Source organism: Fusobacterium varium, assembly GCA_021531615.1.
GTDB lineage: Bacteria > Fusobacteriota > Fusobacteriia > Fusobacteriales > Fusobacteriaceae > Fusobacterium_A > Fusobacterium_A varium_C.
This window is the reverse complement of record JADYUE010000001.1, coordinates 32,941-59,110: the sequence shown is the minus strand read 5'-3', so window position 1 is coordinate 59,110 and position 26,170 is coordinate 32,941. Positions and strand designations below refer to the sequence as shown.

The 26,170-nt window shown below is 30.1% G+C and carries 18 protein-coding genes and 1 riboswitch; of the genes, 14 read left to right on the top strand and 4 right to left on the bottom strand.

From position 1 onward, the window contains the following. Positions 1-317: 317 nt before the first annotated feature. The 4 genes from I6E31_00230 to I6E31_00215 all read left to right on the top strand — a co-directional run bounded on the left by I6E31_00230 (position 318) and on the right by I6E31_00215 (position 8,089). Positions 318-1,901 carry an ABC transporter permease subunit gene (locus I6E31_00230; GenBank protein MCF2638389.1) on the top strand — a complete coding sequence of 528 codons (1,584 nt, stop codon included), beginning with the start codon at positions 318-320 and terminating at the stop codon, positions 1,899-1,901. Positions 1,902-1,910: 9 nt separating this feature from the next. After that, the gene (locus I6E31_00225; protein ID MCF2638388.1) at positions 1,911-3,050 is read left to right on the top strand and encodes an ABC transporter ATP-binding protein; all 1,140 of its coding nucleotides are present in this window, start codon (positions 1,911-1,913) and stop codon (positions 3,048-3,050) included. Positions 3,051-3,201: 151 nt separating this feature from the next. Continuing rightward, positions 3,202-4,506, top strand: a complete 1,305-nt coding sequence (locus I6E31_00220) for an MATE family efflux transporter (protein MCF2638387.1) — start codon at positions 3,202-3,204, stop codon at positions 4,504-4,506. A gap of 166 nt (positions 4,507-4,672) precedes the next feature. Further along, positions 4,673-8,089, top strand: coding sequence for a hypothetical protein (locus tag I6E31_00215; GenBank protein ID MCF2638386.1), 3,417 nt, complete (start codon positions 4,673-4,675; stop codon positions 8,087-8,089). 130 nt (positions 8,090-8,219) lie between these two features. On the opposite strand, the gene I6E31_00210 is transcribed toward I6E31_00215, so the two are convergent. From I6E31_00210 to I6E31_00200, 3 genes are read right to left on the bottom strand one after another with little or no spacing between them, the layout of a single operon-like run. Continuing rightward, positions 8,220-8,744: a chromate transporter gene (locus I6E31_00210; protein MCF2638385.1), complete on the bottom strand. Its 525-nt coding sequence runs from the start codon at positions 8,742-8,744 to the stop codon at positions 8,220-8,222. After that, entirely contained in the window at positions 8,741-9,295 is a 555-nt protein-coding gene (locus tag I6E31_00205; GenBank protein MCF2638384.1) for a chromate transporter, read from the bottom strand. Before I6E31_00205 ends, I6E31_00210 begins: the two co-directional genes overlap by 4 nt. Before the next feature lie 20 nt (positions 9,296-9,315). Next, entirely contained in the window at positions 9,316-9,777 is a 462-nt protein-coding gene (locus tag I6E31_00200) for a GNAT family N-acetyltransferase (protein ID MCF2638383.1), read from the bottom strand. 213 nt (positions 9,778-9,990) lie between these two features. Here I6E31_00200 and I6E31_00195 point away from each other — a divergent pair, with 213 nt between their 5' ends. From I6E31_00195 to I6E31_00170, 6 genes are all read left to right on the top strand, one after another. Continuing rightward, a complete protein-coding gene (locus tag I6E31_00195) occupies positions 9,991-12,831 on the top strand; it encodes an ATP-dependent helicase (GenBank protein ID MCF2638382.1) in 2,841 nt (946 codons plus the stop codon). A 1-nt stretch (position 12,832) separates the two neighbouring features. Beyond that, positions 12,833-14,011 carry an exonuclease SbcCD subunit D gene (locus I6E31_00190; GenBank protein ID MCF2638381.1) on the top strand — a complete coding sequence of 393 codons (1,179 nt, stop codon included), beginning with the start codon at positions 12,833-12,835 and terminating at the stop codon, positions 14,009-14,011. Next, the gene (locus tag I6E31_00185) at positions 14,008-16,803 is read left to right on the top strand and encodes an SMC family ATPase (protein MCF2638380.1); all 2,796 of its coding nucleotides are present in this window, start codon (positions 14,008-14,010) and stop codon (positions 16,801-16,803) included. The genes I6E31_00190 and I6E31_00185 overlap by 4 nt, the downstream gene beginning before the upstream one ends. Before the next feature lie 12 nt (positions 16,804-16,815). Then, complete coding sequence (locus I6E31_00180) at positions 16,816-17,157, top strand: arsenate reductase family protein (protein ID MCF2638379.1); 342 nt, start codon at positions 16,816-16,818, stop codon at positions 17,155-17,157. 78 nt (positions 17,158-17,235) lie between these two features. Next, positions 17,236-17,382: a hypothetical protein gene (locus tag I6E31_00175; protein MCF2638378.1), complete on the top strand. Its 147-nt coding sequence runs from the start codon at positions 17,236-17,238 to the stop codon at positions 17,380-17,382. A 1-nt stretch (position 17,383) separates the two neighbouring features. Next, the gene (locus tag I6E31_00170) at positions 17,384-17,818 is read left to right on the top strand and encodes an N-acetyltransferase (protein ID MCF2638377.1); all 435 of its coding nucleotides are present in this window, start codon (positions 17,384-17,386) and stop codon (positions 17,816-17,818) included. 52 nt (positions 17,819-17,870) lie between these two features. Here the strand turns inward: I6E31_00170 and I6E31_00165 are convergent, their stop codons facing one another. Then, a complete protein-coding gene (locus tag I6E31_00165; GenBank protein MCF2638376.1) occupies positions 17,871-18,284 on the bottom strand; it encodes a DUF2628 domain-containing protein in 414 nt (137 codons plus the stop codon). 215 nt (positions 18,285-18,499) lie between these two features. Here I6E31_00165 and aroE point away from each other — a divergent pair, with 215 nt between their 5' ends. The 4 genes from aroE (at position 18,500) to I6E31_00145 (ending at position 26,128) form a co-directional block, all read left to right on the top strand. Continuing rightward, positions 18,500-19,315 carry a shikimate dehydrogenase gene (gene aroE / locus I6E31_00160; protein MCF2638375.1) on the top strand — a complete coding sequence of 272 codons (816 nt, stop codon included), beginning with the start codon at positions 18,500-18,502 and terminating at the stop codon, positions 19,313-19,315. Between the two features lie 460 nt (positions 19,316-19,775). After that, positions 19,776-20,225 carry a type II 3-dehydroquinate dehydratase gene (aroQ, locus tag I6E31_00155; protein ID MCF2638374.1) on the top strand — a complete coding sequence of 150 codons (450 nt, stop codon included), beginning with the start codon at positions 19,776-19,778 and terminating at the stop codon, positions 20,223-20,225. Positions 20,226-20,314: 89 nt separating this feature from the next. Beyond that, positions 20,315-20,412: riboswitch (purine riboswitch) on the top strand. Between the two features lie 269 nt (positions 20,413-20,681). Beyond that, positions 20,682-22,346 carry a formate--tetrahydrofolate ligase gene (locus tag I6E31_00150; GenBank protein ID MCF2638373.1) on the top strand — a complete coding sequence of 555 codons (1,665 nt, stop codon included), beginning with the start codon at positions 20,682-20,684 and terminating at the stop codon, positions 22,344-22,346. A gap of 56 nt (positions 22,347-22,402) precedes the next feature. Continuing rightward, positions 22,403-26,128 carry a phosphoribosylformylglycinamidine synthase gene (locus I6E31_00145; GenBank protein ID MCF2638372.1) on the top strand — a complete coding sequence of 1,242 codons (3,726 nt, stop codon included), beginning with the start codon at positions 22,403-22,405 and terminating at the stop codon, positions 26,126-26,128. The last annotated feature ends 42 nt before the right edge of the window (positions 26,129-26,170 follow it).

Here is a 26,170-nt window from a genome sequence, read left to right as displayed (position 1 = left end):
ATAAACAATATATGTTAAGAAAATGTAAAAAATAAAAATAAATTTGCTTTTTTGAAATATTAGTGTTATAATTTTCAAAAAATACGAAATCGCTTAATTTATTTTAAAAATAAAGCGGGGGACCCACCTTTTGGGGCGTATTTCTCATTTGAGAATAGGACAACTCTTTCAGTCCGAGCCCGTCAGCTAACCTCGTCAGCGTTGATTGAGAAGCCATGTTTTTATATTTTTTGTAATTTTTGATTAATAGACATCATGACTTTTCATGGTGTTTTTTTTATACCCAAAAATAGGGAAAAATAAAAGGAGGCAAATGTATGAATTTTTTAAATTATTTAATAGCAAACAGAGAGCAGATATTGACACTTCTTGTTGAACATGTGAATTTGACAATTCTTTCAGTAAGTTTAGCAATATTAATAGGAGTACCTTTAGGAATATTAATCAGTCATTTTTCAAAGGTAAATAAACCTATAATGATACTGGCAAATGTTATTCAAGCTGTGCCAAGTATGGCTCTTTTAGGATTCTTGATACCATTTTTAGGAATAGGAGTAATTCCATCTGTATTTATGGTAGTTCTATACTCTCTACTCCCAATAATAAAAAATACATTTACAAGTATTTCAGGAATAAATCCACAAGTTATAGAGGCAGCAGAGGGAATAGGAATGACAAAATTTCAAATTTTATTTAAAGTACAGATTCCTATGGCACTTCCTGTAATAATGGCAGGAGTGAGAATATCAGCAGTTACAGCAGTTGGACTTATGACAATGGCAGCATTTATTGGAGCAGGAGGTTTAGGTTACCTTGTTTTCTCAGGAATAAGAACAGCAAATAATTTTCAAATATTGGCAGGGGCAATTCCAGCTTGTTTATTAGCACTGTTTATTGATTTGCTAGCATCTATTATTGAAAAAGCAGTTGTTCCTGAAGGAATAAATCTAAAGAATAAAAGCAGTAAAAAAGGGCGTCTATTTCAAAAAGGTGTTATGGCAACAGTTTTAATTCTTACACTATATACTTTTATAAATGCAGGAATTAGCAAGTTTACAACAAATAACAAAACCATAGTTGTAGCAAGTAAAGACTATACAGAACAAGAGATTATAGGAAATATCTTAGCAGATCTAATTGAGGAGAAAACAGATTATAAGGTTGAAAGAAAACTAGCTCTTGGAGGAACACAAGTTGCTTTTGGAGCTTTAAAAGCTGGAGAAGTTGATATCTATATGGAGTATACAGGAACTCTTTATTCAGATATGCTTAAACATAATCCTCTTGAATCTCAAGTAACTTCAAGGGAGGTATTTGAAATCTCTCAAAAGGAGATAAAGGAAAAGTTTGGTGTAAATGTTGGAGAGGAATGGGCATTTAATAACACTTATAGACTTGCAGTAAGAAAGGATACAGCAGAAAAATATAATTTAAAAACAATAAGTGATTTGAAAAAAGTTAGTAAAAATATGATTATCTCTCCTACATTGGAGTTTGCAAATAAGCATGACGGACTTTCAGGATTGCAAGGTAGATATGAGGGGCTTAAATTTAAAGATGTTATTTCAATAGATGGAGCACCTCGTTATCAAGCTTTAGTTGCAAAGGAAAGTGATGTAATTGATGCCTTTTCAACAGATGGATTAATTAAAACTTATGACCTTACAATTTTAGAAGATGACAAGGAATTTTTCTTACCTTATCATGCAGTGCCTGTTGCAAAAGTAGAAACTCTTGAAAAATATCCAGAACTTTCAGGAATAACTGATTCTTTAAAAGATATTATGACAGATGAAGTAATGCGTGAACTTAATTACCAAGTTGATGTGTTAAAGAAAGATCCTAAAGATGTAGCAAAGAAATTTTTAGTTGAGCAAGGTTTAATTAGCTTAGAAAAATAGGAGGTTAAAATGATAGAGTTTAAAGGAATAAATAAGATATTTAAAAATAATATAGTTCTATATGATATAAATTTAAAACTTGAAAAAGGGAATATAATTGTATTTGTAGGACCTAGTGGTTGTGGAAAAACAACAACAGTTAAGATGATAAATAGGCTTATAAAGCCAACATCAGGGCAGGTTCTTATAAATGGTGAGGATATTTCAAATAAAAATGTGATAGAGTTGAGAAGAAATATCGGATATGTTATTCAACAGACTGGACTTTTTCCACATATGACAATTAAAGAGAATATAGAGATCGTTGCTAAAATGCAAAAGATGAGCTCTAAAGAGATTGAAGAAAAGACAAGAGAGTTAATGGAGATGGTGGGGCTTGATTATGAAAAGTTTGCTAAGAGATATCCAGCAGAACTCTCTGGAGGGCAACAACAGAGGGTAGGAATAGCAAGAGCATTGATTACAAATCCAGATATTATTCTTATGGATGAGCCATTTTCAGCTCTTGACCCAATAACTCGTTCACAACTTCAAGATGAACTTTTAAATATTCAAACACAATTTAAAAAGACAATTATTTTTGTAACTCATGATATGGATGAGGCAATAAAAATAGCTGATAAGATATGTATAATGGGAAAAGGTAGAATAATTCAATATGATGACCCAGAGACAATACTTAAAAATCCTGCCAATGAGTTTGTAAGTGATTTTGTTGGTAAAAATAGAATTTGGTCATCCCCTGAATATATAAAGGTAAAGGATATTATGATAGAAAATCCTATTACTTGCTCTCAGGAAATCTCTCTTTTAAAATGTATTAAGAAGATGAGATATGAGAGAGTTGATACACTTCTTGTAGTTGATAGAAAGAGAAAATTCAATGGTATTATCACAGGAAAGATGATTCAAAAAGAGAAAGATCACTATAAAAGTGTAAAAGAGATAATGGAACAACCTAGAGCAGTTACTTATCCTGATAAATCAATAGTTGATATACTTAAAGATGTAAATGAGAAAAATCTTTCGAGCCTACCTGTAATTGATAGCAATGGAATATTAAAAGGACTTATAACAAAGACAAGTTTAGTTACAACTTTAAGTCAACAATTTGAAATCGAAGTTGACTCAAATAAAAAAACAATTTAGTATTTTTAATAAAAAAGTGTTAGTTAACTGATTTTTCCCTCTAAAAATATGATATAATTGAAAGAAAAATTGAAAAGAGAGGGAAAAACTGGCAGAAAATCAACAATCAGAAAAACTAGGGAAAGAGCCATTGAGAAAACTATTTTTTACAATGGCAATCCCCTCAGTTTTAGCTCAATTAATAAATGTACTCTACAACATTGTTGATAGAATATATATTGGGCACATAAAAGATATAGGATCTTTGGCACTTACTGGAGTGGGAGTTACATTTCCTATAATTATGGTAGTATCAGCTTTTAGTGCTTTTGCTGGACAAGGGGGAGCACCATTGGCATCTATTCTATTAGGAGCAAAGGATCAAGAGAAAGCAGAAAAAGTTTTAGGGAGTAGTACAGCACTTTTACTTGTGTTTTCTATATCTTTAACTTTAATATTTCAAATATTAAAAACACCACTACTTTATGCTTTTGGAGCTAGTGATAATGTTATAGGTTTTGCTCAAGATTATATTGGGCTTTATCTTTGTGGAACTATCTTTGTAATGTTATCTCTAGGGCTAAATACTTTTATTAGTGGACAGGGAAATGCAAAGATAGCAATGTTTTCAGTTTTAATTGGAGCAGTTACAAATATTATTTTAGATCCTATCTTTATATTTGTTATGAATATGGGAGTTAAAGGAGCTGCCTTAGCTACAATTATATCTCAAGCTTTTAGTGCTATATGGGTAGTTAATTTTTTAATTTCAAAGAAGAGTAGCTTAAAAATAAAGAGAGAAAATCTAAAACTTGATATGCAATTTGTAAAAAAGATAGGTTCTTTAGGTTGTTCTCCATTTATAATGCAAAGTACAGAGAGTTTAGTTTTATTGACTCTTAACTCAGGATTACAAAAGTATGGTGGCGATCTATATGTTGGATCTATGTCTATTTTAACAAGTGTATTGCAGCTGATATTTGTTCCTGTTTCAGGGATAGCACAAGGGGTACAACCAATTATTAGTTATAATTTTGGGGCTGGAAATAGAGAGAGGGTTGTTAAAACTTTTAAAACATTGTTGGTAGTTTGCTTAATAGCAACAATGTTTATGGGTGGAATAGCAGTGTTGTTTCCAAGTTTCTATGTGAAGATGTTTACAGAATCAGAGGAGTTAGTGGAACTTACCTCAAGAATGATGCCAATATTTACTTTGGGAATGTGTATCTTTGGAATTCAACAATCTATACAAGTAACTTTCTTAGCTATGGGGCAAGCAAAATTCTCAATTTTCATTGCTCTTTTAAGAAAAGTTATACTACTTGTTCCTTTGGCAATAATCTTACCTAGATTTATGGGGGTAAAGGGTATTTACTATGCAGAGCCTATGGCAGATATAACTTCTGTTGTTGTAGCATCAATAACATTTGCTTTGAATTTTAAGAGCATTCTTAAACAGTGTGGAAAGAGAAGATAAATATTTTGATTAGAGAGTATTGAAAATTGTTTAAAACAAGTTCAATGCTCTTTTTTTATTGTAATCTATCATATAAAAAAATAGGGATAAAACTCATTATTTTTCATTTATATAAAAATTTTTTTTGTGGTATAATTTAAGAAAAAACAAGGGGAAGAGGGAAAGTATGAAAAATAGGTGTAAGATTTTAACTGTAATAGGGATTTTAATAGCAGGAAGTACTCTTTTTTATGGGTGTGACTCTCAAAATTCTGAAAAGGTAAATGAAACAAAATTGGAGAAATCTAATGAAAAGCCTGGAATTCAAAAAGAGTATCTTGATGATGGATCAAAAGAGGAATTCTATTTAAAAGATGGAAAGAAGAATGGAGAGGCTAAACGTACATATCCAAATGGAGATGTAGAGGAGTTTAAGTATGTAGCTGGAATAAGAGAGGGAAAAGCTACAATAACTTATCTTGATCCAACAGAAAATGGTATATATAAAGCAACTTATACCTATATTAATGGACAAAAAAATGGTTTGGCTCAAAGTGAAGGAAAAGAGTGTAACGAGAAATTTTCATATTTAAATGATATTAAATATGGAGAAGCAGAATATACTTTTTCTGAAGGAGTTTTAAAATACAATTATTATAATGGTATGAAGCAAGGAAGAGCAACTTTTATACGTAATGATGGAGATATAATTGAGTTTGAATATAAAGATGATCTTCCAGAAGGAAGAGCTATCCGTAAATATTTTAATGGAAATATAGAGGAGTACAGTTATATAAAGGGGAAAAAACAGGGAGCTGCCAAAATAAAAAGAGAGTTAGATGGAAATGAAATAATAGAAAGTTTTACATATATAGATAATGTTAAACAAGGTAAAGCAACTATTGACTCTTTTGATTATAGAGAAGAATTTGAGTATATTAATGGAGAAAAGCATGGACTTGCTAAAAGTAAAAAGAATATAGATGGAAATGAGATAGTAGAGGAATTTTCATATGTAAATGGAGTTAAAGGTGGTCCTGCTAAAACAATAGATTCTTTCGGAAATATAGAAGAGTATAACTACGTAAATGGAAAGAAAGAAGGGTTGGCTAAATATACAGATTCAAAGGATAAAAGTATAGAAAAATATTCTTATATTAATGGAGAGAAAAAAGGGTTGACTAAACATATTTTCATAAATGGAGATGTAGAAGAGTATTCATATGATACTAGTATTTATGGAAATGATAAAGTAGGAGAAGCTAAATATACTTATTCTAATGGATGGAGAGAAGAGTATAGCTATGGACATACTAAAAATGGAAGTAAAAAAGAGGGAACAGCTAAATTCTTTTATCCAACTGGAGATAGAAAAGAGTATTCATATGTAGATGGAGTAAAAGAGGGAATAGGAAAGAACTTCTTTATAAATGGAAATATAGAAGAGGTTAATTATAAAAATGATTTAAAAAATGGCTCAGCTAAATTTATTTTCAAATCAGGTAATATAGAGGAATATAATTATTTGAATGGAAAGAAAGATGGTTTAGCTAAAATGATATTTAAAAATGGAGATGTAGAAACTTCAACATATATAAATGGTAAAAAAGAAGGAATAGCTCAACTTGTAACAGCTGAAGGAAAGATAAAAGAGTATAATTATATAAATGGAGATATAGAGGAAAAATTTAATATTTTAAAATTTATTGCAGATAAAATGAAAGAAGGACCAACTACTTATCATTATGAAAATGGAGATATAGAAGAGTGCAACTATATTGGAAAAAAGAGAAATGGTTCAGCAAAATACATTCATACAAATGGAGATATTGAAGTTTATAATTATAAAGATAATGCAAAAGAGGGAGAAGCAACATATACCTTTGCAAATGGAGATGTAGAGGAGTTTAATTATAGAGATGGGAAGAAACATGGAGTAGCAAAATTAAAATATACAAATGGGGATATTAAAGAGTATAACTATGTTAATGGTAGACAAGATGGTGCTGGAAAATATATAACTTATTTTAATGATGTAGAAGAGTTTCAATATAATCATGGTGTAAAAAATGGAGCTGCAATATTTACCCATAGAAATGGAGATGTAGAGAGATTTTCATATATGAATGGAGCAAAAAATGGCTCAGCTATTTATACTTATGCTAATGGAAATAAAGAGGAATTTAATTATAGAGATGGGATTAAAAGTGGTCCTGCTATTTTTGTATATTCTAATGGAGCAAAAGAGGAATATAGTTATAGAAATGGAATAAAAGATGGTTATGCTAAATTCTATTGTCAAAATGAATTGATAAATAGTGAGATTATAGAGGAAGAGTATAATTACATTAATGGTGTGAAAAATGGTTCAGCTAGACGTATCTATCCAATTAGTGATTTTATTGTAGATAAAAAAATAGAGGAGTATAACTATAAAAATGGTGTTGTAGTTGGAGAGATAAAAGCTACATATTTAGATAGCGATAATGAAATAATAGCAAAAGAGCAATATACTTCTAATAATGCAATTCATAAAGATGTTAAACGTATCTATCCAAATGGAGATGTAGAACACTATGTTATAAACACTATTAACAACTCTCAAGAGGGGGGAGCAAAATATATTTATTGTAATGGAGATGTTGAAGAGTATAGCTATACAGTTGTTTTTGAGGTAGATAATGATAATGTTGAAACTCATTTACCTTTAGGTTTAAAAATCGGAAAAGCTAAATATACTTACTATAATGGAGATAAAAAAGAGTATAACTATGGGATCAATGAAGGTGAAAATTACATTGATGGAGATATTACATATACTTATATAAATGGAAATGTGGAAAAATATAGTAACAAAGAGAAGGGGACAGGAAAGTTTATCTATACTAATGGTAATATAGAAGAGTACAATTATACTAATAATGAGAAAAGTGGAGATGCTAGATTTATTTATAATGATAGAAAAATAGAAGAGTATAGATATAAAGAGGGAGTTAAACAAGGTCTAGCTAAAATGAAGTTTGCTAATGGTAACATAGAGGAATACTACTATATTGATGGAGAAAAAAATGGAGTTGCTCAAATGAACTATGCTAGTGGAAATATAGAGGAGTATAGTTATACTAATGGAATAAAAGAGGGATTTGCTAAATTTAAATTTTTAAATGGAAATGTAGAAAAATATAGCTATATAAATGGAAGAAAAAATGGTGAAGAGATCTACAAAGGTCATACAATAAGTGGTGAAGGTAACAATGGAGTTTATATAAATATGTTTGGAGATGTTGCAAAATATAATTTAGTAAATGATAAAAAGCAAGGATTTGCTAAGATTGAATATTCAAATGGAGATATAGAAGAGATAACTTATGTAAATGATAAGAAACAAGGACCAGCTAAATTTATGTACTCAAATGGAGATATAGAGGAGTACAATTATGAAGATGGAGTAAAAGAGGGAGCTGGAAGATATATTTACTTTACAGGAGAAGAGGAAGAGTATTTCTATAAATATGGTTTAAAAAATGGTAATGCTAAATATAGAAATGCTGATAAAGAGATTATATCAGAATATGAATATATAGATGGAAAAGTTGTAGAATAAATAGTTAAATTGATAAAGTAATAGCTGATGAAAGGGAATAATTAGTTCCTTTGCTCAGCTATTTTCTTTTAAATAAAAATGTAGGTAACTACCTAGTAATGTAATTACCTACATCTTTATAAATTATTTCTTAATAAAGGATAACTCCTAAAATTCCAGACCCTATAAGAAGAGGAATAACTCCAATATTCCATTTTAAAGATAGGACTATTGCTCCAAAAAATATGATATAACTTTTTATATCAATAAAGTTTTCAGGCTTTAAAAGTGATAGTCCAGCTGCTAAAATTAACCCTAAAACTGCTGGACGAAGAGCTTTAAATGCTCTCTCCACTATCAAAGAGTTTTTAAATCTATGTAAAAACATTAAAATCAATGCTAAAACTATAAATGATGGTAATACAACTCCAAAAGTTGTAAACATAGAACCAAAAACATTTCCAGTTACCTTATAGCCTATATATGTAGCTGAGTTAATAGCAATAGGTCCTGGTGTTACTTGAGAAAGTGCTACTATTTCTGTAAATTCACCTGTTGTTATCCATTGAAACCCTTCAACTACATCTTTTTGTATCAGTGAAAGAATTGTATATCCACCACCAAAACTAAATAATCCTATTTTGAAAAACACTAAAAAAAGTTGTAAATATATCATTTTTTATCCCTCTTATCTTTCCATGCAAAATAAATATTTCCCACAATCATTGTAATAATAATAACTGAAATTGGGGATAAAGGTGTATAGGCTACTAAAAAACCTATGCTTAAAGGTATAATTGAAGTTTTTAAATTTACCTTTGCTCCCTTTGCCATCTTTATAACAGAAATAAAAATTAGTGCTACTGTAACAGGCTTTATTCCGTTAAAGAAAGCTATAAATATAGGGGAGTTTCTAACAGATGATAAAGTTGTTGCCAAAATAAGAATCATAATAAATGATGGTAATACAGCTCCAAGTGCTGCTACAATAGCTCCGAACTTGCCAGCAATCTTCGAGCCAGTAATAATAGCTGTATTTACTGCTAAAATTCCTGGTGTGGATTGAGCTATTGCTAGTCCATCTACAAACTCTTCATCATTTAACCAACCATTTTTATCTACTAGAGCTTCTTTTATCAATGGTACCATAGCATATCCACCACCAATAGTGAAAGCTCCTATTTTAAAAAATACTAAAAATAATCTAAAATATATATTCTTTTTCAATAGTTTTTCATCCTTTCTTTTTATTTTAAATTTAGCTCCATTTTCATATCAGATTCTATATATTTATTATCTATAAGAGGTATTTCAACAAATTTACATTTTTTATATAGATTTATTGCTGGGATTAGATTATGATTTGTAAATAGATAGATTTTTTGAGCTTTGTTTTCTTTAGCAAAATCAATAGCTGCATTTATTAATTTCTCACCTATCCCAAGTTTTTTATATTTTTCAGTTACAGCTAATTTTGCTAATTCAAATGAATTATTACTAGATTTTATCATTGTTATTGTACCAACTGCTGTATTATTAACCAGTGCAAACCATATCATCCCACCATTATTTAAAACAGCTTCATAAGGGTGTTCAATTATCTCTAAATCTCCAGGTTCAACAGAAACATATTTTTCTAACCACTCTATTGAGAGCTCAATATAAGCTTTTGCAAATCTATCTTCCCACTTAACAATTTTAATTTCCATATTATACCCCACTTAAATTTGATATTTTTCCTATCTTTTATGATACCTTATTTTCAGATTTTTATCTAGTGGAAATTTAGTAAATTGTTATATTATTTTAATTATCTATAAATATTAAAAAGAATATCTATTTAATAAAAATTAAACTAAATATTTTATAAAACAAATGATATAATTTATTTAGATGATAAATTAAAAAATGGAGTTGAAATTATGAAAAATATAGATTTGAATATAGAGCAAAGAAAAGCAGTAGAAAGTACAGAGGGACCACTTTTAATTATAGCAGGGGCAGGTTCTGGAAAAACTAGAGTTTTAGTTGAGAGAACATTAAACCTATTGGTAAATAAAAAGGTAGCTCCAGAGAAAATTCTTATTTCAACTTTTACAGATAGAGCCTCTAAGGAACTAATCGGAAGAATAACTAAAAGGCTAGATGAACACAATGAAAAGATAAATATTGGAAATATATATATAGGGACACTTCACTCTATATTTTTAAGATTAATAGATGAGTATATTGAATTTTCAAATTTTAAAGAGGGGTACAGAGTTCTTGAAGATATGGACCAAGATTTCTTTATATATAGTAAACTTAAATATTTTAAGGAACTTCAAGGATACAATGAATTTTTTACTGGAGATAATTTTTGTAGAAATACTTGGGAGAGAGCTAAGAAATTAAAATATTGGTTGAATAAGATAAATGAAACAGGAAGAACCCTTGATTATATAAAAGATGATAGTAATGAGAGGGTAGTTTTTTTAAGAGATGCTCATAAATTATATGAAAATTTGTTGATAGAGGATAATGTTTTAGATTTTGCCTCAATTCAAAGAGAGATATATAGAATGCTTTCTACAAAAGAAGAGGTATTGAGAGAGATTCAAGAGAAGATTGAGTATATAATGATAGATGAGTATCAAGATACAAATATTATTCAAGAGAAGATAATATTTTTAATTGGAGAAAAGAGAAAAAATATCTGTGTAGTAGGTGATGATGATCAAGGGATATACAGATTTAGAGGTGCAACAGTAAGAAATATTATTGAATTTCCTTCAAGATTTACAGATATACAATGTAAAACAATAATTTTAAATAAAAACTACCGTTCTCACAAAGATATAATTACATTTTGTAACAGATGGATAAATCTTATTAACTGGAGAGGGTTTAGATATGAAAAAAATATTGAACCACTAGAGGAGATAGAATACTCAGATAGAGCAGGGGTTGTTCGTATAGGTGGAAATTCAGATAGAGTTTGGAAAGAGAATATATATAAGTTTATAAAAACTTTAAAGACAACTGGGAAGATAGAGGATTACAGTCAAGTTGCCTTTCTATTTAAAAGTACTCGTTCCTCAAGGGTAAAGGATCTAGGATCTTATCTTGAAGAGAGGGGAATACCTGTGTATTCACCACGTTCAAAAACTTTCTTCTATAAAAAGGAGATAAAGCTTGTGATAGGGGCATTGCTTGCAGTTTTTCCACAAACCAAAGCATATGTTTTAGACAATGTTTTTTTAGGAAGAACAATAGCTTATTACAAAGATTGTCTTGGAACTTTGAAGAAGGAGAGAACAACTTTAGAAGATGTTGAGCTATATAATTGGCTTTTAGAAAAGAGAAAAGAGTATCTAAATTTTGGTGAGGAGAAAAGGGATAATTTTTCAGAGATCTTCTATTCACTATTTGCCTTTAAAACTTTTAAAAACTTGATTAATTTAGAGGTTGAAGGGGCAAAGGATGCAAGTGCAACATATAATTTAGGGCTATTCTCTAAATTGTTAAAGCAATTTGAATTTATAAGTAAACTTGAAAAATTCACTATGGAGAATATTGAGAGAACTTTAAAATACTTTTTTATTACACATATGAAACTTCTTTTTGAAGAGGAGTTAGATGAGTATGAAAATAAAGGGGAAACTCCAAAAGGTGCTGTATCTTTTATGACTATCCACCAAGCTAAAGGGCTTGAATTTCCTGTTGTAATAGTTGGTTCATTGGAAAATGATCCATTGATAAGAGATAAAGCAGATGAGGAGATGTTGGAGAAACTTACAGGTATATATAATGAGTTTGAGCCAGAAGATCAAAGAGAGAGATTTGATTTTTGGAGAGTGTTCTATACTGCATTTTCTAGGGCCAAAAATCTTCTTGTTTTAACAAGTATAGAGAATAGATCTGGTGGAAAGGAGATACCAGCTAGAACTTTTAGACCTATATATGAAACAATTCCATATTTTACAGATGAGAACTTTAAAGATTTAGATATAGATAAACATAGTGGAGCAGAGTTAAAAGAGAGCTTTTCATATACTAGAGATATTCTTCTATATGATGAGTGTCCATTAAAATATAGATTTTTAAGAGAGTATGAGTTTGCAACATTAAAGACAAATGAGATATCTTATGGATTGCTAGTTCATCAAAGTATAGAGGCAATCAACAAACAGGGAATAAAAAATCCAGATACTATTTTTGATGATGAAATAGTAAAAGATATTATAGAAAAAAGTAGTAATGGATTATACAATAGCATAAGAGCTTTGATTAGAAAGGTAGATAAAGATAGAGCTTTTACAGTGTTAAAAAAGTATATTGAATATATAGGAGATGATTGGAAAAATATTTTAAGTAGTGAGGAAAAAATATATAGTGTAGAGGATAACTATCTTTTAGAAGGGATTGTTGACTTGATTTTAAAAAGAGATAGAAAGATACAATTGATTGATTTTAAAACAGGAAAGTTCCAAGGATATGAAAGTGAAAATTTCCATATACATAAAAGACAGCTTGAAATCTATGGATATATTTTAAAGAAAAAATATTTATATGAAGATATGGAACTATATATTTATTATGTAGGAGATGGAGAAGGCTCTATAATTAAAGTAGAGGCTGATGAAAAAAGCTTAGATATTGGAAAAGTTGAATTTGACAATATAGTAAAAAATATATTGGATAAAAGATTTGAAAGAAGAGTATTTTCAGAGGAAAGTTGCAAAAAATGTGAGTTTGTAGCTTATTGTAGAGGTGAGAGATAGAATGAAAATTTTACACTGTTCAGATATACATTTAGGGAAGAAACCCTTTGGAACAAGGGAGTTTTCTCAAAAGAGATATCTTGATTTTTTTAAAGCCTTTGATCAGATTTGTGATAAGGGGATAGAGTTAAAAGTTGATTTGATGCTGATTGCAGGGGATCTTTTTGACAAGAAGGAGCTTACTCCAGATACTTTGGAAAGATGTGAAAAAACATTTCTTAAATTAAAAAATGCCAAGATAGATGTGCTACTTATTGAAGGAAACCACGATAATATAAGTGGTTATGATGAGGTAAACTCTTGGATAAGCTATTTAGAGAGAAAAGATTATGTTAAAAGGGGAAAATATAGTTTTACTGGTAAGGATTATGAGTTTGAAAAGATAAAAATAGATGATGTGAACTTCTATGGAGTGGGATACCCTGGGTTTGCTATTGATGAGGTATTGGAAAAATTAAGTGAAAAGCTAGATGAAAATGAAAAAAATATTGTCCTTGTACATACAGCAATAGGTGGTGGAAGTGAGTTTATTGGTGGTTTAGCTTCAACAAGCTCAATAAAGAAACTAAAGGACAAGGCAATATATATAGCTGGGGGACATCTTCACTCATTTTCTGTGTACCCTAAAGATGAGCCAATACTTTTTATTCCCGGTTCTTTAGAGTTTTGGAATGTATTAAATGAGAGAAGTAACACAAAGGGTGGAATACTTTTTGATACAGATACAAGAGAGTATAAATTTATTGAGATCTCACCAAGAAAGAGAGTTGAAGAGAATTTTGCCTATGAGGATAATTTAGTTTCAGAGTTTGAAAACTTTGTAAAAAGTTTAGAATTAACTGGAGAAGAGTTGGTAATAATCAATGTAAAATTAAAGGATAGTGGTTATGTCAATGTAAATGAGTTAGAGTCTATTCTTGAAAATAATGGAGCATTGAAGGGGTATATAAATTTGAGATATCCTAACTCTATATATGATAGAAATATGGGAGAAGATGGATATTACTCTGTAAAAGATGTGGAAAAGGAGATTGTCAGCCACTGGGAAGAGTTTTCAGATAGGGAAAAGGTGGTAGAGTATCTACAAAGTTTTAAAGAGTATCAAGAGTTAAAAGAGGATATGGGAGATGAATTTTTTGAACTTTTTGATAAGATGTTAGAAGGGGAGATAGGAGAATGAAGATAAATAGAATATATTTAGAAAACTATCGTATCCATGAGAAACTTGAAGTTGAATTTGATAAGGGGATAAATCTACTTTTAGGGGAGAATGGAAAGGGGAAATCCTCAATATTAGAGGCTATTGGTTATGCTCTTTTTGGTTCTGATTTGAGAGGAACTCAAAAAGATGCAATTCAATATGGAAAGAAAAGTGCTAAAATTCAAGTTGAGTTTACAGGAGTTGATGGGGAAGAGTATATAGTTACAAGAAAATTACCAGGAACTACATCTATATATAGAAAATCAAATCCAGAGCTTGAACTTCAAGGAAAAGAGGATAGAATAAGAGAACTTTGTGGAATAAAAGGGGATATAAAGGATGTCTATGACAATGTAATTGTAGCTAAGCAAAATGAGTTTATATCATCTTTTAAGGCAACTGCTAAGGATAGAGAGAAAACTTTTGATAAAGTTTTTAATACTGAAATATATAGAGAGATCTATGATGGGTACTCAAAAGATGTTGAAGGAAAGTATAAAAATGAGATAGCTATTGAAGAGAATAGCATTAAAAGTATATCAGAGGTTATGGAAGATTCCCAAGAGGTCAAAGAAAAATTAGAGCTTGAAAAGGAGAGAGAGAAGGAGTTTGAAAAATATCTGGATACTCTTTCAGCTGAATTAAAAGAGATTAAGGAAAAATTAAATCAGATAAGCGGTACAGAATTAAAGATAGAAAAGATAAATGGTGAGATTAGAAAGAGTGAGGAAGTTTTAAATAGTATTACTTTACAAGAAGAGAAATTGAAAAAACAGATTGAGGAAACTATTTTAGCTAAGGAGATAGCTGATAAAAATATAGAAAACCACAATGAGTATATTAAAACTTCTGAGATTTTGGAAAGTATAAAAAAAGAGAAAAAAGAGCTTGATCAGATAAGAGAGAAACAAAATAGTTTAGAAAAAGAGCTAATCTCATTGGAAAAATTGAGAGGTGACTCTAATAATCAAGTAAATCTATGGAAAAATAGTATTGAAAATTTAAAGGTAAGTTGTCGAGAGAAAAAAGATAGAGTTGACTTTTTACAAGGGGAGATTGAGAAAAAAGAGAAAAATCTTCAAATATATAAAGTTGAATTAGAAAAGAATGCTCCACTTTTAAAAGAGTTGGAAAAGTTTGAAAGTGATATTGAAACTGGAGAAAAAACTTTAAATACTTTTGAAGTAAAACTTCAAGAGAAAGAGTTAGATTTAAAGATCAAAAAAGAACAGAGAGAAAATTTAATTAAAGAAAATTTAGATGAAAAGATAGTTAAATTTGAAGCTTTAGAAGAGAAAAAAAGAGAGCTTGAAAGAGAGAAGGAACAAAATATCTCACTTGGTAGAGCTAATGATGAAGCATATAAAAAACTTCAATCTTCAATCTGTCCATTTTTAAATGAAAATTGTAAAAATTTAAGTGGAAAGGATATTAATAGTTTTTTTATAAATAGAAGAAAAACATATACTGAGATAGTTAAGAGTAAAATAGCAGAGATTGAAAAGATTGAGGAAGAGTTAAAAGATAAAGAAAAGATAGTTGAAATGAAAACTATACTTAATAGAATTAATCATGAGATTGAACTAAAAATTAGTGAGATAGAAGTTGATCAAGCTAAATTCCAAAGGGGAGAGGAGAAGTTAAAAAATAAAAAACTTGAGTATGAAAATTGGAAATTGATCAATAATATAAAAAATCGTGAGGAGATTTTAGCTAAAAACACTCAATTAGAAACTAAAATTGAAAATGAAAATAGTGAAAAAGATATTATTGAGAGAGATAAAATTAAAAATATTTTAAATGAAGATATTGAAAGAGGAAAAGAGCTTAAAGAGAAGATTGAAAATGAGATTTCAAAAATTAATGAGTTATCTTTAAAAGAGGAAGAGATAAGAGGTTCTATTGAGGAGAATAAACCTACTCTTGTAAAATATCAAGAATTAAGTGAGGAAGTTGAAAAATATGAAGTTCTTTTAAACTCTTTGAAAGAGAGCAATGAACTATATTTAGAAAACTATAAAAAGGCTCTTGAGAAAGAAAATTTGGAAGTTGAAAAAGAGGGATTAAAAGAGAAAGAGAGTCAAGAGGAGAAGGTTTTAGAGAGTCTTAGAGAGGATTTAATAAAACTAGAAAATAGTCTTGTTTCTCTAAATAAAGAAGAACTTGAGAAAAGCCAAGTTGAAAAAGATGAGAAAGTGGCAGAGATAAGAGAGAAACTTGGTGGAATTAATGGAGAGATTAAAAATCTAAATGACAAATTAGCTAAGATTAAAGAGCATGAGAATATAATTAAAGATAAGAAGAAAAGTTTAGAAAAATTAAAGATGAAATTAGAGCTAACAAAGGCATTTAGAGAGAGAATAAAATCTATGGGGAAAGAGGTTTCGAAAAATATGCTAAAAGAGATAGAGATTTTAGCCACTGAAAACTTTAGAAAGATAACTGGTAGAGGAGAGAAAGTTATTTGGTCAAATGAGGACAAGGATAAATATAGTGTTTATCTATCTGGTGATAGAGGAGAGTTGAGGTTTGAGCAACTTTCTGGTGGTGAGCAAGTGGCAGTGGCTATCTCTATAAGAGGGGCTATGAGTGAGCTATTTACAGAGAGTAGATTTTCAATCTTTGATGAACCAACTAATAATTTGGATTCAGAGAGAAGAAAGAGCCTTGCTGATTCTATTGGAGAGATTCTTAAAAATTTAGAGCAAAGTATAATTGTAACCCATGATGATACATTTAGAGAGATGGCACAGAAGGTAATTGAATTATAGAAAGGAAAAATAATGATACAGATATTTGGTAAGAAAAATTGTAACGAAAGTAAAAAAGCAGAGAGATTTTTTAAGGAACGTGGAATAAAAATTCAATTTATCAATCTTAAAGAAAAGGCTCCATCAAAAGGAGAGCTAAAAAGCATAACAGCAAAATATCCTTTAGAAGAGCTGATAGATGTTGATGGAACAGAGTATAAAAAGAGAAACCTTCAATATATAGTCTTTGACTTAGAGGAAACTCTTTTAGAAAATCCTATTCTGTTTAAATCTCCAATATTGAGAAATAAAAATGAGATAATCCTAGGTTATGATCCTGAAATTTTAAAGAGATGGGCTGAATTAGAAAAATAAATAAATTTACCTATTGATTTTTTTTAAATTAGTAGTATATCCATATTAGAGAGGTAAATTCATAAAGGGGATGATGGCATGAGTGAAATGGAAAAACTTAACAAAACACTTGATGAAGTTAAAGAATTGTTACATGATTGTGATTATGGACCTGAAAGAAATGCTTTGATAGCTAGGTATAAGGAGCTAACAGAAAGATTAGAAGAGTTGAAAGGAATAAAGTAACATGATAAGAAGAGCAGAAAAGAAAGATTATGAAAAAATAATGGAGATATGGAAAAATTCTAATATAAAGGCACATGATTTTATAGATAAGGGGTATTGGATAGGAAATTATGAAAATGTAAGGGATAACTATCTTCCAATATCTGATACATATCTTCTAGAAGAGGGAGGAGATATAAAGGGATTTATAAGTTTAATAGATAGTACTTTCATAGGTGGATTATTTTGTGGAGTGAATAATCAATGTAAAGGTTATGGAACTAAGCTTTTGAATTTTGTAAAGGAGAGATATCCATTTTTGGAGTTAGCTGTCTATGATAAAAATATAAAAGCCCTTGAATTTTATCAAAAAAATAGTTTTAAAATTGTAAAAACTCAAGTAGATGAAAACACTGGAGAGTTGGAATATATAATGGAATGGGAAAATAAAGAGTAAAAAAACAGTGCACTCAAAATCTTTTATTAAGATAGAGAGTGCAGTTTTAATTTTAAGCTATAAGATAATATGTCCCTATTTGAATTGCTATAACAAGGCAAATTCCAAGCAAGCCATTCACACTAAAACCAGTGGAATTGGAAATCTCACTTTTGATCTTTTTGAAATAGAGAATATCACCTTTAAAACCAAAATATATAGGTAAAAGTACAATTAAAATTAGGTGCAAACTAGGAATACGATTTACAAATAGATTAGTAAGAATACAGTATAGGAAAACATACTCAAACATTCCCTTTGCTCCTAACCAAAATGGTGCTAGAAAGAATGCCCAGAAATTAAACTTTGTTTTATCAGATAACCACTCATCAATATAGTATTGAAAATTAAAACCTACCTTTGAACGGATACTCATAATATTATTTTCAATAAATTCAATATCTTCAATTATTAATGGATTTTTCATAATTTACCCCTTTCATAACTAATACATATAAATTGTACTAAAATGAAAATAAAAATTCAAATTTAAAATATTTATAACTATTAACGATCTTGTAAATGATAGAAACTAAAAAAATAGGTCTAATATTAAATTAAAGGTAAGAATAATCATTTGCTAGAGGAAAGAAAAGATATATGCTATATTATAAGAAGAAGGATAAATTTTAGGAGGGACTTATGAAAGTTTATGGTTTGATAGGGGAAAAACTAGGGCACTCTCTTTCACCAGAGATTCATCAATATATTTTTAATAGATATGGAATAAAAGGTTTTTACTCACTTTATGAGATAGAGAGAGAAAATATAGATAAAGCCCTTGAAAGTATGAGAGTATTAGGAATAGAAGGGGTTAATATAACTATTCCCTATAAGGAGAATTTTTTAAATAAAGTAGATTTTCTATCTAAAGAGGCAGAGGAAATAGGAGCAATAAATGTTTTAAAGATAGAGAAGAATAGAATTTCTGGATATAATAGTGACTACTATGGGTTTATAAGACTTCTTGAAAGAGGAAAAATTGAAATAAAGAATAAAAAGTGTGTTGTTCTTGGAACAGGGGGAGGAGCAAAGGCGATAATAGTGGCTCTAAAAGATTTAGGAGCAAAGGAGATAACTGTAGTTTCAAGAAGTAGAGAGGGAAAAATAGAAAAGTTAAAAGAGAGATTTTCATATATTGATGTAGCAACTTATGAAGATAGAATAGATGGAGATGTAATAGTAAATTGTACCCCAGTGGGAATGTATCCAAATGTTGAGGACTTTCCTGTATCAGAAGATGTGGTGAAAAGATTTGAAAGTGTAGTTGATATAATATACAATCCTCTTCAAACTAAATTTTTATATTTTGCAGAAAAAAATGGTATAAAAAATATAGATGGGCTTTTTATGTTGATTGAACAAGCTATAAAAGCAGAGGAGATATGGCAAGATAGAGAGTTTGATAAGGAACTTGGAGAAGAACTTTACCAAAAATTATCTTTAAATTTTAGGTAAGTTAGAATTTATATAACTAAGCTTAGTTATCTAGCACATCGCTAGATTTTGACAAAGTACCTTTGCATTAGCGATTATTAGTCAAGTTAAGTTATCCCTATTCTTTTTTAACATCAATTTGACTCCATGTCAGTGAATAAAGAATCCCTATTGCTCATTCACTATGGGTATCGCAGGAGTTCCACTCCTGCATCTCAAAAATAGTAGTCGCTAAAGCTCCTCTATTTTTGGAACTCGGCTATGCCTCAAACACGTTGCATTTTCTTAACTGCATTTCGCTGAGGGATTCTAAAAAATTAATGTAGCACAGGACTTCACCTGTGTCTCAAAAGTAATAGTCGTTTGCACTCCTTTACTTTTGGAAATTACGTCAACTTGTTGTTAGGGATAATCTATTTTTATTTTAATCATTAGAATGATAAATTATAGTTTTTATAAAAAGAAGGTTTAGGAGGAGAAAATGAAAATTTTAATATTAAATGGTCCAAATATAAATTTCTTAGGAATTAGAGAAAAAGAGGTATACGGAAAAGAAACATATGAGAGTATGTGTAATTATATACTTAATAGTTTTGAGGAAACAGATATAGAGATAGATATTTTACAAAGTAATGTTGAAGGAGAGATGATAAATATACTTCAGAAGGCATATTTTGAAAAATATGATGGAATAGTAATAAATCCTGGAGCTTACACACATACTTCAATAGCTCTTTTTGACGCAATAAAGAGTATAAATATTCCAACTGTTGAAGTTCATCTTTCAAATATTCATCAAAGAGAAGAGTTTAGACATAAATCTTTCACAGCTCCTGCTTGTATTGGGCAGATCTGTGGTTTTGGTAAAGAGGGGTATATTTTAGCAGTAGAAGGGCTAATTGTGCATATAAAAGACAAAGAAAACTTTTAACGTATAAAAAATATAAAAATAGACTAAAGAAATGTAAAATTTATGTTAAATAACATTTATTTTGACAAAATGTAATAACTATGTTATTCTTTAAGTAATGAAATTAAACTCATATATCCCTGTAATATGGTCAGGAGTCTCTACGGTTAACCTTAAATTAACTGCTATGGGTGAAGTAAACATATGTATAAATTTTTTGATCTTTAAAAAATTTGCTTCATCTAATTAAATAAAATATTATGGAGCATTATTAAAGGAGGATTATACTATGTTATCATTTAAGAAGATAAAGAAGAAAAAAAGAATAACGTATTTTGGCAAAATAGATAATACAATAAGTGTGAAAATAAAGGTCTAAGTGTGTACTAAGGTGTAGTGTGCATTTAGACTTTTTTAATTATTATAATTTTTTAAAAAATTAAAGAATAAAATAAAAATATTAAGGGAGGGAATTTTGTGAAAACAGATATTCAAATTGCTCAAGAAGCTAAAATAGTAAACATAATGGATATTGCTAAAAAAATTGGACTTGGAGAAGATGATGTTGAACAATATGGTAAGTACAAAGCTAAAGTTGATTTAAAAGTACTTAGAGATCTTGAAAATAAAAAAGATGGTAAATTAGTACTTGTTACAGCTATTACACCTACTCCAGCAGGAGAGGGAAAATCAACTGTAACTGTTGGTCTTACACAAGCTCTTAATAAAATGGGAAAATCATCTATAGCAGCTCTTAGAGAACCATCATTAGGACCTGTTTTTGGAATGAAAGGTGGAGCAACTGGTGGAGGATATGCACAAGTTATACCAATGGAAGATATTAACCTTCATTTTACTGGAGATCTTCATGCTATTGGAGTAGCTCACAACCTTATAGCTGCTTGTATAGATAACCATATCAATTCTGGAAATATGCTAGATATTGATATTACTAAAATTACTTGGAAAAGAGTAGTAGACATGAACGACAGAGCTTTAAGAGATGTTGTAATCGGACTTGGAGGAAAAGCAAATGGAATTCCTAGACAAAGTTCATTCCAAATCACTGTTGCATCTGAAATCATGGCAGCTCTATGTTTAGCTACATCACTAGCTGACCTTAAAGAAAAAATTAAAAATATGGTATTTGGATATGCTAGAGATGGAAGAGCATTAACAGTTGGAGATTTAAAAATTCAAGGAGCAGTTGCAGCACTATTAAAAGAAGCTATCAAACCTAACCTTGTACAAACATTAGAAAATACTCCAGTATTTATTCATGGAGGACCTTTTGCTAATATAGCTCATGGATGTAACTCAATTCTAGCTACAAAATTAGCTCTTAAACTTTCAGATTATGCTATTACAGAAGCTGGATTTGCTGCTGATCTTGGAGCAGAAAAATTCCTAGATATCAAATGTAGAAAAGGTGGACTTACTCCTAATTGTGTAGTAATAGTTGCTACTGTAAGAGCATTAAAACATCACGGTGGAGCTAAAGAGCTTTCTGAAGAAAACTTAGAAGCATTAGAAAAAGGAATTGCAAACTTAGATAAACATATTGAAAATATGAAAAAATACAATCTACCAGTAGTAGTAGCTATCAATAGATTTGTAAGTGACACTGAAAAAGAACTTGAATTTATAGATAAACATTGTAAAGCTCAAGATGTACCAGTTGCTCTTTGTGAAGTATGGGCAAAAGGTGGAGAAGGTGGAATGGCACTTGCTCAAGAAGTTTTAGCTCAACTTGAAAAAGGAACTGATAATTATACTCCACTATATGATTTAGATCTATCTATTAAAGAAAAAATTGAAAAAATAGCTAAAGAGATCTATGGAGCAGATGGAGTAGAATTTGTTGGAACAGCTAAGAAAATGTTAAAAACAATAGATGATCTTGGATATGGAAAACTTCCAGTATGTATGTCAAAAACTCAAAAATCACTTTCTGATAATGCAGCACTACTAGGAAGACCAACAGGATTTACTGTATCAATAAAAGAATTAAGAATATCTGCTGGAGCTGGATTTATAGTAGCAATGGCTGGAGATATTATTGATATGCCAGGACTACCTAAAAAACCTGCTGCTGAATCAATAGATATTGATGAAAATGGTAAGATAGAAGGATTATTCTAATAGAAAAGTAAGTTAAGTAATAATATTAATATTAATATATAAAGTAGGGGGACGCGATGAATTATCGTATTTATGTAGAAAAGAAAAATGGCTTTGACTTAGAAGCTAAAAGACTTGAAAATGAATTAAAAGAAAGTTTTCAAGGAATTAAACTTTCAAAAGTAAGACTTTTAAACTGTTATGATGTATTTAATATTGAAGAAGCAGAATTAGCAGAAGCTAAAAAACTTATCTTCTCTGAAGTTGTATCAGATACAGTTACAGATACTCTTGAAACAAATGGAGCAAAATTCTTTGCTGTTGAATATCTACCAGGACAATTTGACCAAAGAGCTGACTCAGCTATGCAATGTTTAAATCTAATTTCAGATAAAAACCAAAACGTAGTTGTAACAAGTGGTAAAGTAATTATTCTTGAAGGGGAAATCTCTGATGCTGATGTAGAAAAAGTTAAAAAATACTATATCAACCCTGTTGAAATGAGAGAAAAAGATCTAGTAAAACTAGAAATTGAAGAGGGAGAAAAAGCTCAAGATGTTCCAGTATTTGAAGGATTTATCTCTTGGAATGAAGAAGAATTAAAGAAATTTAGAGAATCTCTTGGACTTGCAATGACTCTTGCAGATGTAAAATTTGTTCAAGAATACTTTAGAGATACAGAAAAAAGAGAACCAACAGAAACTGAAATAAAAGTATTAGATACTTATTGGTCAGATCACTGTAGACATACAACTTTTGAAACAAGAATTAAAGATATAGTTTTCCCTAAGAGTGCTTTTGGAGAAACTTTACAAAAAGCTTTTGATGACTATTCTAAAGCTAGAGAGTTTGTTCATGGAGAAAGATTATCTAAAAAATATATCTCTCTAATGGATATGGCTACTATCTGTGGTAAAGAGATGAGAAAAAGTGGAAAACTTGATGACTTAGAAGTATCTGATGAGATCAATGCTTGTTCAGTATACATAGATGTAGATGTAGATGGAAAACTTGAAAAATGGCTATTGATGTTTAAAAACGAAACTCATAACCACCCTACAGAGATCGAACCATTTGGAGGAGCTTCAACTTGTTTAGGAGGAGCTATTAGAGACCCACTATCAGGAAGATCATATGTATATCAAGCTATTAGAGTAACTGGTTCAGGAAATCCATTAGAAAAATTAGAGGATACACTTCCAGGAAAATTACCTCAAAAGAAAATAACTACTGGAGCTGCAAGTGGATATGCTTCTTATGGAAACCAAATAGGACTTACAACTGGACATGTTTGTGAAATCTATCATGATGGATACAAGGCAAAAAGAATGGAAGTTGGAGCAGTAGTTGGTGCTGTACCTGCTGATTGGGTAAGAAGAGAAAATGCTTCTAAAGGAGATATAGTAATTCTTCTTGGAGGAAAAACAGGAAGAGATGGTTGTGGAGGAGCAACTGGATCTTCAAAAGAACATACAGATGATTCATTAAGACTTTGTGGTGCTGAAGTTCAAAAAGGAAATGCTCCTGAAGAGAGAAAAATCCAAAGATTATTCAGAAATCCTGAAGTTACAAGAATGATTAAAAAATGTAACGACTTTGGTGCTGGAGGAGTATCAGTTGCAATTGGAGAACTTGCTCCTGGACTAGATATCAACCTAGATGTAGTACCTACTAAATATCTTGGATTAAGTGGTACTGAACTTGCTATTTCTGAATCACAAGAAAGAATGGCTGTTGTAATCGAAGCTAAAGACAAAGATAAATTTATAGAACTTGCTTCTAAAGAAAACTTACTATCAACAGTAGTTGCTACTGTTACTGATACAAATAGATTAGTTTTAAATTGGAAAGGTAAGAAAATAGTTGATATTTCAAGAGAATTCCTAGATACAAATGGAGTTACTCAAGAAACAACTGTTGAAGTTGCTGATATTACTGGAGAAAATCCACTATTAAAAGCTAACTATGAAGGAGAAACATTAAAAGATAGATGGTACAATATGCTTTCATCTTTAAATGTAGCTTCTCAAAAAGGATTAATGGAGATATTTGACGCTACAATTGGAGCAACAACAGTATTAATGCCATTTGGAGGAAAATATCAAATGACTCCAACTGATGTAAGTGTTCAAAAAATACCTCTATTAAAAGGAGAAACAGATACAGCTTCTGCTATCACTTGGGGATATAATCCAGTACTTTCTTCTTGGTCACAATTCCATGGAGGAGCTTATGCAGTAGTTGAATCACTAGCTAAATTAGTTTCTGTTGGTGGAGATTATAAGAGAGTAAGACTTTCATTCCAAGAATACTTCCAAAAACTTGGACAAAACCCTTTAAACTGGGGAAAACCTTTCTCAGCTCTATTAGGAACTATTGAAGCTCAAAGAGGATTCGGAATCCCAGCAATTGGAGGAAAAGACTCTATGAGTGGAACATTTAATGATATTCACGTTCCACCTACACTAATCTCTTTTGCTGTTGCACCAGTAAAAGCAAGTGTAGTAATTTCTCCAGAATTTAAAGAAGCTGGACATAAATTATACTTAGTAAAACACCATATGTTAGACAACTATATGCCTAATATTGAAGAATTAAAAGAAAACTTTGAATTAGTACATGAAAATATAGTAAATGGAACTATCATATCTGCAATGACTCTTAAAAATGGAGGAATAGCTGAAGCAGTAAGTAAAATGACTCTAGGAAACAGAGTTGGAGCTAAGATAGCAGATTTAGGAGAAGATCTATTTAAACTAGGATATGGAACATTTGTAGTTGAAACTACTAAAGAACTTTGTGGAAAAAATGTTGAACTATTAGGGGAAACAATAGCTGAATACAAAGTTGTAGTTGGAGATAAAGAGATAGATATGACAGAGGGAGAAAAAGTTTGGTTAGATAAATTATTCCCAGTATTCCCTCATAAAACAATAGAAAAAGTTGAAAACTACATCTGGACACCTTATGAAAAGAAAGAGATCATAGTTTGCAAAAATAAAATAGCTAAACCAAGAGTTTTAGTACCTGCATTCCCAGGAACTAACTGTGAGTATGACTCAGCAAGAGTATTTGAAAAAGCTGGAGCAGAAGCAAATATTCTTCCATTTAGAAATATCACTCAAGAGTATATCAATGACTCAATAGAAAAAATGGTAAAAGAGATCAATAATTCACAAATCTTAATGTTCCCAGGAGGATTCAGTTCAGGAGATGAGCCAGATGGATCAGGTAAATTCATCGCTACTGTACTTACTAACCCTAAGATTGCAGAAGCTATCTCTAAATTCTTAGAAAGAGATGGACTTATCCTTGGTATCTGTAATGGATTCCAAGCTCTAATAAAATCAGGACTTCTACCTTATGGAGAAATTGGAAAAGTTACTGAAAACTCACCTACATTAACATTTAACAAAATAGGTAGACACGTATCTCAAATGGTTAAAACTAAAGTTACTTCTAATAAATCACCATGGTTAGCAGGTGTAGAAGTTGGATCAGAATTTGAAATCGCTGTATCACACGGAGAAGGAAGATTCTTTGCTAATGATGAAGTAATCAAAAAACTATTTGAAAATGGACAAGTTGCTACTCAATATGTAAACCTAGAAGGAGTTCCTACAAATGAATTTAGATTCAACCCTAATGGATCTACTTGTGCAATTGAAGGAATCACTTCACCAGATGGAAAAGTATTTGGTAAGATGGGACATTCAGAAAGATGTGGAAACAATGTATTTAAAAATATAATTGGAAATAAAGATCAAAAAATCTTTGAAAATGGAGTTAAATATTTTAAATAGTATCTAATAAAATTATCTGTATAGAGGAGACAACCCTCTATA

Excerpts from the sequence above, each read along its gene's own strand:
- I6E31_00215 (MCF2638386.1), top strand. The coding sequence starts at position 4,673 with ATGAAAAATAGGTGTAAGATTTTAACTGTAATAGGGATTTTAATAGCA.
- I6E31_00175 (MCF2638378.1), top strand. The coding sequence starts at position 17,236 with ATGAGTGAAATGGAAAAACTTAACAAAACACTTGATGAAGTTAAAGAA.
- I6E31_00225 (MCF2638388.1), top strand. The coding sequence starts at position 1,911 with ATGATAGAGTTTAAAGGAATAAATAAGATATTTAAAAATAATATAGTT.
- I6E31_00180 (MCF2638379.1), top strand. The coding sequence starts at position 16,816 with ATGATACAGATATTTGGTAAGAAAAATTGTAACGAAAGTAAAAAAGCA.
- I6E31_00185 (MCF2638380.1), top strand. The coding sequence starts at position 14,008 with ATGAAGATAAATAGAATATATTTAGAAAACTATCGTATCCATGAGAAA.
- I6E31_00190 (MCF2638381.1), top strand. The coding sequence starts at position 12,833 with ATGAAAATTTTACACTGTTCAGATATACATTTAGGGAAGAAACCCTTT.
- aroE (MCF2638375.1), top strand. The coding sequence starts at position 18,500 with ATGAAAGTTTATGGTTTGATAGGGGAAAAACTAGGGCACTCTCTTTCA.
- aroQ (MCF2638374.1), top strand. The coding sequence starts at position 19,776 with ATGAAAATTTTAATATTAAATGGTCCAAATATAAATTTCTTAGGAATT.
- I6E31_00230 (MCF2638389.1), top strand. The coding sequence starts at position 318 with ATGAATTTTTTAAATTATTTAATAGCAAACAGAGAGCAGATATTGACA.
- I6E31_00145 (MCF2638372.1), top strand. The coding sequence starts at position 22,403 with ATGAATTATCGTATTTATGTAGAAAAGAAAAATGGCTTTGACTTAGAA.
- I6E31_00165 (MCF2638376.1), bottom strand. The coding sequence starts at position 18,284 with ATGAAAAATCCATTAATAATTGAAGATATTGAATTTATTGAAAATAAT.
- I6E31_00220 (MCF2638387.1), top strand. The coding sequence starts at position 3,202 with ATGGCAATCCCCTCAGTTTTAGCTCAATTAATAAATGTACTCTACAAC.
- I6E31_00210 (MCF2638385.1), bottom strand. The coding sequence starts at position 8,744 with ATGATATATTTACAACTTTTTTTAGTGTTTTTCAAAATAGGATTATTT.
- I6E31_00200 (MCF2638383.1), bottom strand. The coding sequence starts at position 9,777 with ATGGAAATTAAAATTGTTAAGTGGGAAGATAGATTTGCAAAAGCTTAT.
- I6E31_00170 (MCF2638377.1), top strand. The coding sequence starts at position 17,384 with ATGATAAGAAGAGCAGAAAAGAAAGATTATGAAAAAATAATGGAGATA.
- I6E31_00195 (MCF2638382.1), top strand. The coding sequence starts at position 9,991 with ATGAAAAATATAGATTTGAATATAGAGCAAAGAAAAGCAGTAGAAAGT.